Source organism: Serratia sp. OLAL2 (assembly GCF_002752475.1).
GTDB classification, from domain to species: domain Bacteria; phylum Pseudomonadota; class Gammaproteobacteria; order Enterobacterales; family Enterobacteriaceae; genus Serratia; species Serratia bockelmannii.
Genome location: NZ_MSTL01000018.1, coordinates 233,065 through 248,323, shown reverse-complemented (window position 1 = coordinate 248,323; position 15,259 = coordinate 233,065). Strand labels below are relative to the sequence as shown.

12 protein-coding genes, 1 pseudogene and 1 other annotated feature are annotated in these 15,259 nt (G+C 59.3%); of the genes and pseudogenes, 5 read left to right on the top strand and 8 right to left on the bottom strand.

The annotated features are described in order from the left end of the window. Positions 1 to 205 precede the first annotated feature (205 nt). A complete protein-coding gene (cysB, locus tag BVU99_RS14695) occupies positions 206 to 1,180 on the bottom strand; it encodes an HTH-type transcriptional regulator CysB (protein WP_004930690.1) in 975 nt (324 codons plus the stop codon). A gap of 360 nt (positions 1,181 to 1,540) precedes the next feature. Beyond that, positions 1,541 to 4,138 (bottom strand): type I DNA topoisomerase, encoded by a 2,598-nt coding sequence (gene topA / locus BVU99_RS14690; RefSeq protein ID WP_004930691.1) that lies wholly within the window; start codon positions 4,136 to 4,138, stop codon positions 1,541 to 1,543. Positions 4,139 to 4,565: 427 nt separating this feature from the next. On the opposite strand from topA, the gene BVU99_RS14685 reads away from it, so the two are divergent. Further along, the gene (locus BVU99_RS14685; RefSeq protein ID WP_033650243.1) at positions 4,566 to 4,817 is read left to right on the top strand and encodes a YciN family protein; all 252 of its coding nucleotides are present in this window, start codon (positions 4,566 to 4,568) and stop codon (positions 4,815 to 4,817) included. 51 nt (positions 4,818 to 4,868) lie between these two features. On the opposite strand, the gene sohB is transcribed toward BVU99_RS14685, so the two are convergent. Next, a complete protein-coding gene (gene sohB, locus BVU99_RS14680) occupies positions 4,869 to 5,915 on the bottom strand; it encodes a protease SohB (protein WP_049205497.1) in 1,047 nt (348 codons plus the stop codon). A 359-nt stretch (positions 5,916 to 6,274) separates the two neighbouring features. Between sohB and BVU99_RS14675 the strand changes: the two genes are divergently transcribed. Together BVU99_RS14675 and cobO are read left to right on the top strand one after the other, a co-directional pair. Next, positions 6,275 to 7,036, top strand: a complete 762-nt coding sequence (locus BVU99_RS14675; RefSeq protein ID WP_049205499.1) for a YciK family oxidoreductase — start codon at positions 6,275 to 6,277, stop codon at positions 7,034 to 7,036. A 13-nt stretch (positions 7,037 to 7,049) separates the two neighbouring features. Then, positions 7,050 to 7,640, top strand: coding sequence for a cob(I)yrinic acid a,c-diamide adenosyltransferase (gene cobO / locus BVU99_RS14670; protein WP_025303041.1), 591 nt, complete (start codon positions 7,050 to 7,052; stop codon positions 7,638 to 7,640). Between the two features lie 38 nt (positions 7,641 to 7,678). On the opposite strand, the gene rluB is transcribed toward cobO, so the two are convergent. The 5 genes from rluB to BVU99_RS14645 form a co-directional block, all read right to left on the bottom strand. Continuing rightward, entirely contained in the window at positions 7,679 to 8,584 is a 906-nt protein-coding gene (rluB, locus tag BVU99_RS14665) for a 23S rRNA pseudouridine(2605) synthase RluB (RefSeq protein WP_025303042.1), read from the bottom strand. Positions 8,585 to 8,746: 162 nt separating this feature from the next. Continuing rightward, entirely contained in the window at positions 8,747 to 9,544 is a 798-nt protein-coding gene (locus BVU99_RS14660; RefSeq protein ID WP_099817193.1) for an alpha/beta hydrolase, read from the bottom strand. A gap of 149 nt (positions 9,545 to 9,693) precedes the next feature. After that, positions 9,694 to 10,053, bottom strand: a complete 360-nt coding sequence (locus tag BVU99_RS14655; RefSeq protein ID WP_025303044.1) for a Rap1a/Tai family immunity protein — start codon at positions 10,051 to 10,053, stop codon at positions 9,694 to 9,696. 115 nt (positions 10,054 to 10,168) lie between these two features. After that, the gene (locus tag BVU99_RS14650; protein WP_025303045.1) at positions 10,169 to 10,789 is read right to left on the bottom strand and encodes an L-threonylcarbamoyladenylate synthase; all 621 of its coding nucleotides are present in this window, start codon (positions 10,787 to 10,789) and stop codon (positions 10,169 to 10,171) included. A gap of 47 nt (positions 10,790 to 10,836) precedes the next feature. Continuing rightward, on the bottom strand, positions 10,837 to 11,718 hold the full coding sequence (locus BVU99_RS14645) for a PHP domain-containing protein (protein ID WP_049205503.1): 882 nt from the start codon (positions 11,716 to 11,718) through the stop codon (positions 10,837 to 10,839). Positions 11,719 to 11,970: 252 nt separating this feature from the next. Next, positions 11,971 to 12,074, top strand: a sequence feature (Trp leader region). 24 nt (positions 12,075 to 12,098) lie between these two features. On the opposite strand from BVU99_RS14645, the gene BVU99_RS14640 reads away from it, so the two are divergent. Continuing rightward, on the top strand, positions 12,099 to 13,661 hold the full coding sequence (locus BVU99_RS14640) for an anthranilate synthase component 1 (protein ID WP_099817192.1): 1,563 nt from the start codon (positions 12,099 to 12,101) through the stop codon (positions 13,659 to 13,661). After that, positions 13,661 to 15,257: pseudogene (gene trpD, locus BVU99_RS25315) on the top strand (bifunctional anthranilate synthase glutamate amidotransferase component TrpG/anthranilate phosphoribosyltransferase TrpD). The gene BVU99_RS14640 and the pseudogene trpD overlap by 1 nt, the downstream one beginning before the upstream one ends. Positions 15,258 to 15,259: the final 2 nt, after the last annotated feature.

The following is a 15,259-nucleotide window of genomic DNA, read 5'->3' as shown; positions in this document are numbered from 1 at the left end:
GCCAGAATGGGCATTATTCAGAAACTTAGTGGAAATGACAGAGGGAGTCGGTCTGACGTTAAAGCGCCATAACGCGTTCCCCCAACCAAGATTGGATTAGCGCAGCTTGCGAATGGGGTGTGTTATGGCGCAGGGTTTTACGCATAAAAAACCCGGAGAGGCGCAGGCCTGTCCGGGTGTTGTTTGATGTCGTCAACGCTGGCGGCTATTTAATCGGCAGCTTGATGTCCTTGAACATCGCTTCAATCTCTTCGTTGGAACGCAACGCCACCGCGCTGTCGACCACGTCGCGCGTCAGGTGCGGCGCGAAGCGCTGAATAAAGTCGTACATGTAGCTGCGCAGGAAGGTGCTGCGGCGGAAGCCGATCTTGGTGGTGCTGTAGGTGAAGATATCGCGCGCATCCACCGTCACCAGATCCGGATCCTGCACCGGATCCACCGCCATGCTGGCGATCACCCCCACCCCCAGTCCCAGACGCACATAGGTTTTGATCACGTCGGCGTCGGTGGCGGTAAAGACGATGCGCGGCGTCAGGCCGGCGCGGTTGAAGGCGGTGTCCAGCTCCGAGCGGCCGGTAAAGCCGAAGGTGTAAGTGACGATCGGGTAAGCCGCCAGTTCTTCAATGCTGATGCTGCTTTTGCCCGCCAAAGGATGATCGGGCTTCACCACCACCGCACGGTTCCAGTGGTAGCACGGCAGCATGATGAGATCGTCGTACAGGTGCAGCGCTTCGGTGGCGATGGCGAAATCGGCGGTGCCCTTGGAGACCGCTTCGGCGATCTGCGTCGGCGACCCCTGGTGCATGTGCAGCGAGACGCGCGGGTAACGCTCGATAAAGCCCTTAATCACGTTGGGCAAGGCGTAGCGAGCCTGCGTATGCGTGGTGGCGACGTACAGCGAGCCTTTGTCCGGGTAGGTGTGTTCACCGGCAACGGCTTTGATGGCGTCCACTTTGGACAATACTTCACGCGCGATGCGAATGATTTCCTGGCCGGCGGGGGTGACCTGGGTCAGGTGCTTGCCGCTACGGGCGAAAATCTGGATGCCCAGCTCATCTTCGAGCATGCGCACCTGTTTACTGATGCCGGGTTGCGAGGTATAGAGCCCTTCTGCCGTCGAGGAGACATTCAGGTTGTGGTTAACCACTTCCACAATGTAACGAAGCTGCTGCAATTTCATATCTTATACCATCCTAGGTTAAACACTGCGGCTTACCCGCAGCCAGGTATATCGGTGTCGCCCCGGTATGCTGAAACTCACAAGCCATAAACACCGTGTTCTACCCTGATGGTGAAGAAAGCGCCGTTGTTAATAAGCTTTAATAATAAAAAAACTTTTTATATAACCACTATACCACGTTGCAGCTTCAAGTATAGATCCGCGTCACACTATGATAACGATTATTTTGCATTGGTATCAACGTGAAACGACGGTAACGGAGGGATAAAAACAGCAAAGGATAGATCCGTTTGCCCCTTTTCACCAATAAAAAACCAGCCGCCAGGGCTGGTTTTTCATCTTACAGGCAGGACATCAGCCTTACTTCTTGCCTTCAACCCACTTGCCGTCCACGTAGAACGCAGACCAACCGGTCGCCTTGCCGTCTTTTTCAGAAGAGACGTACTGCTGCTTGGTTTTACGGCTGAAACGCACCAGCGTTTTATTGCCTTCGGCATCCGCGACCGGCGCATCGGCCAGATAACGCAGTTTCTCCGGCAGACGATCCTTGAAGCGAGCCAGCTCTTCCACCAGCGGCGCACGGGTTTCGCGCGATTTAGGGAAGGTATTGGCCGCCAGGAACACGCCGGCAGCGCCGTCACGCAGCACGAAATAGGCGTCGGACTTCTCGCACGGCAGCTCTGGCAACGGTACCGGATCTTCCTTCGGCGGCGCGACATCGCCGTTACGCAGGATCTTACGGGTGTTTTTGCAGTTCTCGTTGGTGCAGCCCATGTACTTGCCGAAGCGCCCCATTTTCAGGTGCATTTCCGAGCCGCATTTGTCGCACTCCACCACCGGGCCGTCATAGCCTTTCAGACGGAACTCGCCCTCTTCGATCTCATAACCGTCACACGCCGGGTTGTTACCGCAGACGTGCAGCTTACGCTGGTTGTCGATCAGATAGCTGTCCATCGCCGTACCGCATTTCTGGCAGCGGCGGCGTGCGCGCAGCGCGTTGGTTTCCGCGTCGTCGCCTTCGAGGATGTTGAGCACTTCCGCTTCAGGCACCAGGTTGATGGTGGTTTTGCAACGCTCCTTCGGCGGCAGCGCGTAGCCGGAACAGCCGAGGAACACACCGGTGCTGGCGGTACGGATGCCCATCTTGCGGCCGCAGGTCGGGCAGTCAATACTGGTCATCACCATCTGGTTAGGCCGCATGCCGCCTTCTTCCGGATCCTTCTCCGCCGTTTCCAGCTGCTCGCTGAAGTCGACGAAGAATTCGTCCAACACCGCTTTCCACTCGGCCTGGTTGTTGGCGACCTCATCAAGGCCGTCTTCCATACGCGCGGTGAAGTCATAGTTCATCAGCTCGCGGAAGTTCTCTTCCAGGCGATCGGTGACGATCTCGCCCATTTTCTCGGCATAGAAGCGGCGGCTTTCCACCCGCACATAACCGCGATCCTGAATGGTCGAGATGATGGAGGCGTAGGTGGACGGACGGCCGATACCGCGTTTTTCCAGCTCTTTCACCAGTGAGGCTTCGCTGTAGCGCGCCGGCGGCTTGGTGAAGTGCTGGCTTGGGATCAGTTTCTGCAGATCAAGTTCGCTGCCGATTTCGACGTATGGCAGAGTGCGATCTTCATCGCCCTTGCGCAGCGCCGGCATCACCTTGGTCCAGCCGTCAAAGCGCAGCGTACGGCCCTTGGCGCGCAGTTGATAATCGCCGGCTTTCACCGTCAGCGTGGTGGAATCGTATTGCGCCGGTGTCATCTGGCAGGCAACGAACTGGCGCCAGATCAGCTGATACAGCTTCTGCGCGTCCGCCTCCATGTCTTTCAACTGCTCGGCGAGCACGTTCACGTCCGAAGGACGGATCGCTTCGTGCGCTTCCTGCGAATTCTCTTTGCTGCTGTACTGATTCGGCGCCTTCGGCAGGTATTTGTCGCCGAAGTTGTCGCCGATGTAGCCACGCACCATGTTGAGCGCATCCTGGCTCAGGTTGGTGGAATCGGTACGCATATAGGTGATGTGGCCGGCTTCATACAGCCGTTGCGCCATCATCATGGTTTTCTTCACGCCGAAGCTCAGGCGAGTGCTGGCGGCCTGTTGCAGCGTGGAGGTAATGAAAGGCGCGCCCGGCTTGCTGCTGGTCGGTTTATCTTCGCGATCCAGCACCGTATAACGGGCTTTTTCCAGCAGCTTGACCGCGGCGTGAGTCTGCTCGCGGTTGACCGGCTTGAACGGTTTGTCGTGCGCATGGGTCACTTCCATCTGCAGCGCGGTTTCACCCTTCGCCAGCAGATCGGCATGCAGCTCCCAATACTCTTCCGGCACGAACGCCTTGATGTCTCGTTCGCGCTCAACCACCAGACGCACCGCCACCGACTGCACACGGCCGGCGGACAGGCCGCGGGCGATTTTCTTCCACAGCAGCGGCGAGACCATATAGCCCACCACGCGGTCCATAAACCGGCGTGCCTGCTGCGCGTTGACGCGGTCAATGTTCAGCTCGCCCGGCTGTTTGAACGCCTGTTGGATTGCGTTTTTGGTGATTTCGTTAAACACCACGCGGCTAAAGCGTTTGTCATCCCCACCGATCACTTCCCGCAGGTGCCAGGCGATGGCTTCCCCTTCGCGGTCAAGGTCGGTTGCGAGATAAATGTGGTCGGCGTTTTCCGCCAACGATTTTAACTCGGCGACCACTTTTTCTTTACCCGGCAGGATTTCATAATGCGCTTTCCAGCCGTGGTAAGGGTCGACGCCCATGCGATTTACCAGCGCCGCCTTCTCATCTTTTTTAACTTTTTTCTTGGCTTTGTCTTCGGTTGAGTCAGCGCTCTTTTTGCTGGCTGAGCCACTGGTCGGCAAATCACGGATATGACCGACGCTGGACTTCACCACGTAGTCACTTCCTAAATATTTATTAATAGTTTTGGCTTTTGCCGGGGACTCAACTATTACGAGAGCTTTACCCATATTTACCTTTACCTAATTTATTTCTTCTAAAAAGAAGTCTTTTATCTCGCCGTGCCGCGGCAATTCGTGTCTCTTTTTTTATATTGCGGCAGTCTGGCAAGAGATCAACAGATTTTTTTCTTTTGGTTGCCCAATTGCTCAACCTGAACGCAAGTTGTTGATCCTGCCTGCTATTCACCCATGCCCCAGAAGTATGGCTGTGTGAGTTTTATTCATGGCGTAAACAAAACCTTCCACCCGACGCCGCAAAATCCCACACTGTACCTGATAAAAAGCGTCACGCAACCTAATTAGCACGGAAAGGCAGATTTCGCCAACCGGCGGCCGCCCATGGCCATCCAGACGGCAAATAAACCTTAGTCGGTTTGCGGATAAAAGCGAACCGGCGTTAGAATATGCGCAGCGTTTTTTGTTTGGAGTCTAATAAATGCACAAGAATACTGCACCTATCGGCCGCGAGGCCCTACTGGCGGAAGCAAATAACATCATCCGCCAACACGAAGATTATCTGCACGGCATGATCGCCACCGACGTTGAACAAAAAAGCGGCGTTTTAGTTTTTCGCGGCGAATACTTTTTGGATGCCGACGGATTGCCCACCGCCAAAACCACCGCGGTATTTAATATGTTTAAACATTTGGCCCATCTGCTTTCGGAAAAATACCACCTGGTCGATTGAGTAAAGAAAACGGGGGCACCTGGCCCCCGTTGATTCCTGCTCTCATCGCCGTTACAACAACGGCTTTTCCCCACGCTGCCACCAGCGCAACAGCAAACGATCGACGCTTTCCGCCGCGCTGCCGGTGAAGCGATCCATCAGGCGTTTGCGGCGCGCGTAGCGCACGGCGATCACTTCGTGGTTATCCAACTCGGCGATCAGCAAATCGTCGCTGGTGCCGATGGCGTCGATAAGCCCCTTTTCTTTGGCCTGAGAACCGAACCAGTGTTCACCGGTGGCGACGCTGTCGATGTCCAGCGACGGGCGCTGCTCATGCACGAAGCGTTTGAACAGCTCGTGGGTTTCGTTCAGATCTTCGCGGAACTTCTCGCGCCCCTGCTCGGTGTTTTCGCCAAACAGCGTCAGCGTCCGTTTGAACTGCCCGGCGGTGTGCAGCTCCACATCGATGTCGTTCTTTTTCAGCAGGCGGTGGAAGTTCGGGATCTGCGCCACCACGCCGATGGAGCCGATGATGGCGAACGGCGCCGCCACGATGCGATCCGCGACGCAGGCCATCATGTAGCCGCCGCTGGCCGCCACTTTATCCACCGCTACCGTCAGGCGAATGCCGCCTTTGCGCAGGCGCTCCAGCTGCGAGGCCGCCAGGCCGTAGCCGTGCACCACCCCGCCAGGGCTTTCCAGGCGCAGCAGAACTTCATCCTGCGCCGACGCTACCGCCAGCACCGCCGAGATCTCTTCGCGCAGCGAGGTGACTTCGTGCGCGTCCATGCTGCCCTTGAAGTCCAGCACATACAGGCACGGCTTAGTCACTTCCACCGCGCCGGACTTGGCGCGCTGCTTCTTCAGCTTGTCGTCGGCCTTGGTCTGCTTTTTGAACTGTTTCAGCCAGACCTTCTGCTCGGCGGTATCCATACGCGCCAGGCGCATATCACGCTGCATCTCGCGATACTGTTCACCGAGATCGGTCAGCTGCAGCTCCCCTTTCTGGCGGTTCTTACGTTGCCCCAAACTGACCGCCAGGATGGCCAACGCGGCGATGGCGAGCACCACCGTGGCGACCTTGGCCAGAAACAGGCCATAAACAGATATAAACTCCACAGATTCCGCCTTTATTTACAGGTTGTTAGTATGCTTCTTTCCATTTTAGCCAACCGCAGCGGCTGCTGTCGCGGCTAAATGAAAATTCATTGCACACGGATCATCACTATGGGGACGATTCAAGGCCGAACCAAGGCGCCACCGCCGTGCTTTTGTTACAAAAGAATGCCATTTCAGCCTGCTACGCATTGAAAATGCCCACGGATTAAGGCATATAACACCCATTATTCATCAATACGATGAGACGAATTCGCTGCGCGGCCCGCAGACGGTCGAGCCTTTGCTCCCGCCCCGGCCGCGCGTTTCACCCTTGCTCCCCGATATTCGCGGGAGAACAGCCACCCAGGCGAGGATTTATCGTGCATTACCAACCCAAACAAGATCTGCTCGAACAACGTATCATTTTGGTCACCGGCGCCGGTGACGGCATCGGCCGCGAAGCGGCGCTGACCTACGCGCGCTTCGGCGCTCAGCTGGTGCTGCTGGGGCGCACCGAGAGCAAACTGCTGGCGGTACAACAAGAGATCGCGGCCCAGGGCGGCGCCCCGGCCCGGGTGGTGACGCTGGACTTGCTGCACGCCACTCAGGAGCAATGCCGGCAGATAGCCGACGATCTGGCTAGCCAGATCCCCCGCCTTGACGGCGTGCTGCACAACGCCGGCCTGCTCGGCGACATCGCGCCGATGGCCGAGCTGTCGATGACCATGTGGCAAGAAGTGATGCAGGTTAACGTCAACGCCACCTTTATGCTGACCCAGGCACTGTTGCCACTGCTGCTGAAATCCCACGCCGGTTCGCTGGTGTTCACCAGCTCCAGCGTCGGGCGTACCGGCCGCGCAAACTGGGGTGCCTATGCGGTGTCGAAGTTCGCCACCGAGGGCATGATGCAGGTATTGGCCGACGAGTACAAAACTCGCAATTTGCGGGTGAACTGCATCAATCCGGGTGGCACCCGCACCAAAATGCGCGCATCCGCCTTCCCACACGAAGACAAGAACAAACTGAAGACCCCCGCCGATATTATGCCGTTGTACCTGTATCTGATGGGCGAGGACAGCCGCCGCAAAACTGGCATGAGCTTCGACGCGCAGCCGAACCGTAAACCCGGCGCGGCCGAATAATAAGGAGCGTTTCATGGCGGAAGATCGTCATCAACAGCGCCAGCAGCGCCTGAAAGAACAGGTCGATGCGCGCATCGCCGCGGCGCAGGATACCCGCGGCCTGCTGCTGGTGTTTACCGGTAACGGCAAGGGTAAAACCACCGCCGCCTTCGGCACCGTCACCCGGGCGGTTGGCCACGGCATGCGCGCCGGGGTGATCCAGTTCATCAAGGGCGAATGGCCCAATGGCGAAAAGAATCTGCTACAGCAACACGGCGTTGAATTTCAGGTAATGGCCACCGGTTTCACCTGGGAGACGCAGAACAAGGCCGGCGACACCGCCGCCTGCCAGGCGGTGTGGCAGCACGGTAAACGCATGCTGGCCGACAGCAGCCTGGACCTGGTGCTGTTGGACGAAGTGACCTACATGCTGACCTACGGCTATCTGGAACTGGACGAGTTGAAGGAAGCGCTCCTACGGCGCCCTGTGCACCAAACGGTGATCCTGACCGGGCGCGGTTGCCATCGCGATCTATTGGAACTGGCTGATACGGTCACGGAGATGCGACCGGTGAAACACGCGTTCGACGCAGGCGTGAAGGCGCAACAAGGGATCGATTGGTAACAAAAAGTTCTGGCCCCGAACGGGGCCAGAATGAGGGATTAGCTGCGTTTGCTTGGCTTGCCCGGTTTACCCGGTTTGCTGCCAGGCGCGCTGCGGCGGCCGCTGCCGGCTACCTGCGAGTGGCGCTTGACCGCACGGCGGATCTGGTTAGCCTTCACGCGGCGGCGCTCACGCTCCACCGGCATTTTGCTGACCGTTTCCGGTTTCAATTCAACCAGCTCGCGCAGGTAGTTGATCGCCGGCAGATCCAGTTCCGCCCAGCCGCCACGCGGCAGGCCTTTCGGCAGATCGATGTCGCCGTAGCGCACGCGGATCAGGCGGCTCACCTGCACGCCCACGGCTTCCCACAGGCGACGCACTTCACGGTTGCGGCCTTCGGTCAGGGTCACGTTGTACCACTGGTTGAGGCCTTCACCGCCCTGGAAGCTGATGGTGCGGAACGCGGCCGGGCCGTCTTCCAATTGCACGCCCTTGCTCAGCTGCTTCACTTTCGCATCGTCAACCTGGCCGAACACGCGTACCGCGTACTCACGTTCCACTTCACGGCTTGGATGCATCAGACGGTTGGCCAGTTCGCCATCGGTGGTGAACAGCAGCAGACCGGAGGTGTTGACGTCCAGTCGCCCTACCGCCACCCAGCGTGAACCGCGCAGCTTCGGCAAGCGATCGAACACCGTCGGGCGGCCTTCAGGATCGCTGCGGGTACACAGCTCGCCTTCCGGTTTGTAGTAAGCCAGCACCCGGCAAACCACCTCTTCGGATTCTTTGATCGACAGGACATGGCCATCCAGACGAATTTTCATCGCCGGGGTCACTTCAACGCGGTCGCCCAGCTTGGCGACCTTGCCGTCGACGCTGACGCGCCCGGCTTCAATCATGGTTTCGATTTCACGACGCGAGCCATGCCCGGCGCGCGCTAATACTTTCTGTAACTTTTCGCTCATTGAGCAACCTCTAATGTCGCCTTCACAGGCGTCGGGGGGATACCGTCGTGGCCAACAGCCACAACGGTCATAATACGTTTATCAGGATCGAACCGTGTATTATACAGGCTTTCTAAGGTGTTGAAACCCACTTTATCGGCGGTGCCCCCCTTCAGACGGCGTTCACGGCGCCAAAAAATCCTCCACAGCCCACAGCACCGAGTCAGGCCGTTCCAGAATGCCGAGGTGAGTGCGGGCCTCCCCGAGACGCACCACGGAGAAAAACGGCTGCTCGGCGGCAAAGGCCTGCTGTTGCCGCAGATAGTCGTCACGGCGATCCAACGAGTAGATGTGCCGGCACGGCGGCGGTGCGCTCATTCCCGCCAGGCGTTGCAGCGGTGAGCCGAATTGCCGATAGGCCTGTTCGATGGCCACGCCGGCGGCACGCCAGAGCCGGTAATCTTCCTGCGCCATCTCAACCTCCAGATGGCGTTTGACCCGATCGTGGCGGATGCCGCCCTGCCAGAAGTCGAACAAGGCGTCGCGCGCCGCCAGCCACTGCTGCGGCTCCTGCATGCGCCTCACCGCCGTAAAGAACGCCGGTTCCGGCTGCGTCATGATCCAGTCGAGAAACACCATGCCCTGCACCCGCTGCGGCAACGCTTCAGCCAACGCTACCGCCAGCCAGCTGGCGTGCGCCACCGACAGGGTGACCACGTTATCCAAACGCAGCGCCGTCAGCAGTTGGCGCACATCCTCCAGCAAATCGTCCGCCGTCAGCGACATCTCCGCGGCTTTCGACGACAGGCCATGGCCCCGCCAGTCGATGTTGATCACCCGATAACGTTCGGCCGCCAAAACAATGAACGGCTCGAACACGGTTTTCGGTTCGCACCAGCCGGGCAACAGCACCAGCGTGAGCGGCCCTGAGCCGATATCCTGATAGTCGAGCATCATGTTGGCACTGTGAAATGCGGTCATATTACCTCCTGCGCGTCTCTCCCCGACCCGTTCGGGAAATACCGACGGGAATAAGGTGACAGCGCAGCAGGCATTGATCTATTGAAGTTCGTGCGGAATGCGCCCCGAGCGCATCTTATGAAAAAATGCGCACTAATTGGAACGGGAACTTAATGGCGCACGCAGGGATAGGCAGCGCTTAATGCCAGCATGATCACCGACGGAGCGGAATAATGCAGTTGCTCTGGGTGCTCGTTCAAATACTTCATCACCGCGTCGGCGGCGACGCCGATGCTCATCCCGGCAGCCGGACAGATATTGCGATTGCCCTGCATAGAATAGGTATCGAATACGCCGGCGACGTATCCCATAAACATGCCACCATTCAGCGCTTCGGCCACGGTGGCTTCACCGCTTTTATTTTTTACGTAACCGCCGGATTCCGCCAGCAAACCGCTGCCTGAATAAAAACCCGCATTTGCCATTGAGGAAAATAATAAGGCCGCTAAAAAAGAAACCTGTTTAATCATTGCTGCGCATCCTGCCCATTATCAATTCTGAAGTAATCAAGAATAGCGGCTTTCACGCGAAATAGCCTCGCTTCAGCCGATTTTCAGACAATGGGCAAGGTGGCAACCTTTTACATCAGCGGAAAGGCGCCGCGTCGCCCGCCCCTTCGCGCACCACTTCCGGCGTGGATTCGGTCAGATCGATAACCGTAGTCGGCTGTTGGCCGAGGAAGCCGCCGTGGATCACCAGATCGACCACCTTGCCCAAATGATCGCTGATCTCTTCCGGATCGGACTCAGCAAAATCATTGCCCGGCAGCATCAGGGTGGTGGACATCATCGGTTCGTTCAACGCCTCCAATAGCGCCAGCGCGATCGGGTTTGAGGGCACGCGCAGGCCGATAGTTTTACGCTTTTCATTCATCAGGCGGCGCGGCACTTCTTTGGTCGCCTTCAGAATGAACGTGTAGTGGCCCGGCGTATTGTTTTTGATCAGGCGGAAGGCCGTGTTATCGACGTGCGCATAGGTCGATAATTCGGACAGATCGCGGCACATCAGGGTAAAGTTGTGGTTGCCGTCCAGTTGACGGATGCGGCAAATGCGCTCCATCGCCGCCTTCTCTTCCAGCATGCAACCCAACGCATAGCCGGAATCGGTGGGATAAACGATCACGCCGCCCTTGCGTAGCACGTCGACCGCCTGGTTAATCAAACGCGGTTGCGGGTTGTCCGGATGAATATAAAAAAGCTGACTCATGACTTGCTCCTAAAATGATGCCCGCGCGCGTTGCCACGCGCGTAAAATCAGACCGCCTGGCCCGGTTGCGGCCAATCGCGCCACACTGGCTCGACACCGCCCGGCAGCCACAGCTTGCGCCCCAGTTCGATCCACGAACAAGGTTGATGGAAATCAGAGCCTTGCGAGGCCAACAGGTGGTAGTCCTGCGCGTATTTCGCCAGCTGCGCGCGCTCATGCGGCGCCTGCTGACACTGCGCCACTTCCATGGCGTCGCCGCCGTGTTCGGCGAAATGCGCCAGTAAACGTTTCAACCACTTCGCGGTCAGATCGTAACGGCCGGGATGCGCCATCACCGCCTGACCGCCCGATTGATGAATCGCATCAATGGCTTGTTCTATTGTACACCACTGCGGCGGCACGTAGCCGGTTTTGCCCTTGGCCAAGTATTTCTTGAACACCTGCGCCATGTTGTTCGCCACGCCAAGCTCCACCAGGTAACGGGCGAAATGGCCGCGGGTGACCGCGCCGGCGCCCGCCAGCCGTTGCGCGCCGGCATAAGCGTCAGGGATCCGCGCTTTACCCAGGCGCACGCCAATCTCCTGCGCCCGCCAGTTGCGGCGTTCGGTTTGTTCCGCCAACAGTGCCACCAGCGCCGGATGCGTGACGTCCATGCCCAACCCAACGATATGAATTTCATGATTTTCCCACAGCGTCGAGATTTCCACCCCGTTGACCAACCGCAGCGGCAACGCCTGCTCCGCAATGGCCGCGGCGGCCTCGGCCAATCCGGCGGTGGTATCGTGATCGGTGATCGCCAGCACGCCTACACGCATCTCGACCGCCCGCAGTACCAGCTGCGTCGGCGTCAGATAACCGTCGGAGGCGGTCGTGTGGCTGTGGAGATCGTACAGAGTAAAAGCGGTGGATGGGGGGTTACTGTCTGTCAAAACGGCTATCCGGCAATGGCTTGGTTTTCTATCATACCCGCGATCGACGGCCGGACGGAAATCTATTCTGCCCTGGCCGCAGGCGCCAGGCGGATGATGAATAGAATTCACCCTGGCCGCTAAAACATTGTGCAAAAAGAGGGTTGACTTTGCCGCCACGAACCAGTTAACTAGTACACAAGTTCACGGCAACGGCCGTGTCAGATGAGTGTTAACAGAGAGAGTCGGCAAATGAACAACTATATTTCTCTTCACGGTTGGTGGCGTACCTCCCTCTTGCGGGCGGTGTAATCGCGCATAGCTGTCATCTGACAATGCAGATTTCCTGAGCCCGCACTTGATGCGGGCTTTTTTATGGACAGAATTCACTGGAACCACCGATGATGAACACCAAACCACAACTGACATTGCTGAAGGCGCAAGCCAGCTACCGGGGCGACCCCACCACCCTTTTCCACCAGCTGTGCGGCGCCCGTCCGGCCACCCTGCTGCTGGAATCGGCGGAAATCAACAGCAAACAGAATCTGCAGAGCCTGCTGGTGATCGACAGCGCGCTGCGCATTACCGCACTGGGCCACACCGTCAGCGTGCAGGCACTGACCGCCAACGGCGCGGCGCTGTTGCCGCTGCTGGACGAAGCGCTGCCGTCCGAGGTGCGCAATCAGGCGCGCCCCAACGGCCGCGAACTGACCTTCCCGGCGATCGACGCGGTGCAGGACGAAGACGCTCGCCTGCGCTCACTGTCGGTGTTCGACGCGCTGCGCACGCTGCTGACCCTGGTGGACTCTCCGGCGGACGAGCGCGAAGCCGTGATGCTGGGCGGCCTGTTCGCCTACGATTTGGTCGCCGGTTTCGAAGATCTGCCGGCACTGCGCCAGGATCAGCGCTGCCCGGACTTCTGCTTCTATCTGGCTGAAACGCTGTTGGTGCTTGATCACCAACGCGGTACGGCCCGTCTGCAGGCCAGCGTCTTCAGTGAACAAGCGAGTGAAGCGCAGCGTTTGCAGCAACGTCTGGAACAACTTCAGGCCGAGTTGCAACAAACCCCGCAGCCGATCCCGCACCAAACGCTGGAAAACATGCAGCTGAGCTGTAACCAGAGCGACGAAGAGTACGGCGCGGTGGTCAGCGAGCTGCAGGAAGCGATCCGCCAGGGCGAGATTTTCCAGGTGGTGCCGTCGCGCCGCTTCACCCTGCCGTGCCCGGCGCCGCTGGCGGCCTACCAGACGTTGAAAGACAACAACCCCAGCCCGTACATGTTCTTCATGCAGGATGATGACTTCACCCTGTTCGGCGCTTCGCCGGAGAGCGCGCTGAAATACGACGCGGGCAATCGCCAGATCGAAATCTACCCGATCGCCGGCACCCGCCCGCGCGGACGCCGTGCCGATGGTTCGCTGGATCTGGATCTCGACAGCCGCATTGAGCTGGAAATGCGCACCGACCACAAAGAGCTGGCCGAGCACCTGATGCTGGTCGATCTGGCGCGCAACGATCTGGCACGCATCTGCCAGGCCGGCAGCCGCTACGTGGCCGACCTGACCAAAGTGGATCGCTATTCGTTCGTCATGCACCTGGTTTCCCGGGTGGTGGGCACCCTGCGCGCCGATCTCGACGTGCTGCACGCCTATCAGGCCTGCATGAACATGGGCACCCTCAGCGGCGCGCCGAAAGTGCGGGCGATGCAGCTGATCGCCGCCTCAGAAGGCACGCGCCGCGGCAGCTACGGCGGCGCGGTGGGCTACTTCACCGCCACCGGCGATCTGGATACCTGCATCGTCATTCGCTCTGCCTACGTTGAAGACGGCATCGCCACCGTGCAGGCCGGCGCCGGCGTGGTACTGGATTCCATCCCGCAGGCGGAAGCCGACGAAACCCGCAACAAAGCCCGTGCCGTGCTGCGTGCCATCGCCACTGCGCACCATGCCAAGGAGGTGTTCTGATGGCCGATATCCTGCTGCTCGACAACGTCGACTCCTTTACCTACAACCTGGTCGATCAGCTGCGCGCCAGCGGCCACCAGGTGGTGATTTACCGTAACCAGATCGCCGCCGAGGTGATCATCGAACGCCTGGAGCACATGACTCAGCCGGTACTGATGCTGTCGCCCGGCCCCGGCACGCCGTCCGAAGCGGGCTGCATGCCGGAACTGCTGCAGCGTCTGCGCGGTCGGCTGCCGATTATCGGCATCTGCCTCGGCCACCAGGCGATCGTCGAAGCCTACGGCGGCCAGGTCGGCCAGGCGGGTGAGATCCTGCACGGCAAAGCCTCGGCGATCGCTCACGATGGCGAAGGCATGTTCGCCGGCATGGCCAACCCGCTGCCGGTGGCGCGCTACCACTCGCTGGTCGGCAGCAACATCCCGGCCGATCTCACCGTCAACGCCCATTTCGGCGAGATGGTGATGGCGGTGCGCGACGACCACCGCCGCGTGTGCGGCTTCCAGTTCCACCCGGAATCGATTCTGACCACCCATGGCGCGCGCCTGCTTGAGCAGACCCTCGCCTGGGCGCTGGCGAAGTAATATAAGGAACACGACGATGCAACCTATTCTTGAGAAACTGTACCGCGCCGAGTCGATGAGCCAGCAGGAAAGCCAACAGCTGTTCAGCGCTATCGTGCGCGGCGAACTGGAACCTAGCCAACTGGCGGCGGCGTTGATCAGCATGAAAGTCCGCGGCGAGCGCCCGGAAGAGATCGCCGGCGCCGCCAAAGCGCTGCTGGACGACGCTCAGCCGTTTCCGCGCCCTGACTACCCGTTCGCCGATATCGTCGGCACCGGCGGCGACGGCACCAACAGCATCAATATTTCCACCGCCAGCGCCTTTGTGGCGGCGGCGTGCGGCGCGAAAATCGCCAAACACGGCAACCGCAGCGTCTCCAGCCGTTCCGGCTCTTCGGATCTGCTGGCGGCGTTCGGCATCCGTCTGGATCTGCCGGCGGAAGAAGCGCGCAAGGCGCTGGACGACCTCGGCGTGTGCTTCCTGTTCGCGCCGCAGTACCACACCGGTTTTCGCCACGCCATGCCGGTGCGCCAGCAGCTGAAGACCCGCACGCTGTTCAACGTGCTGGGCCCGCTGATTAACCCGGCGCGTCCGCCGCTGGCGCTGATCGGCGTATACAGCCCGGAACTGGTGCTGCCGATTGCCGAAACCCTGCGCGTGCTGGGTTATCAACGTGCGGCGGTGGTTCACGGCGGCGGCATGGACGAGGTGGCGATCCACGCCCCGACGCACGTAGCGGAATTGAACAACGGCGAAATCAGCAGCTACCAGCTCACGCCGCAGTCCTTCGGATTGGTAACCTATCCGCTGGAAGCCTTGCTGGGCGGCACGCCGGAAGAAAACCGTGACATTTTGGCGCGGCTGTTACAAGGTAAAGGCGAGCCGGCGCACGCCGCGGCGGTCGCGGCCAACGTCGCGTTGCTTCTGAAGTTATTCGGACATGAAGACCTGCGCCAAAATGCGCGGCAGGCACTGGATATGATCAACAGCGGGCAGGCCTATGAGCGTGTCATCGCACTGGCGGCAAGAGGATAAAT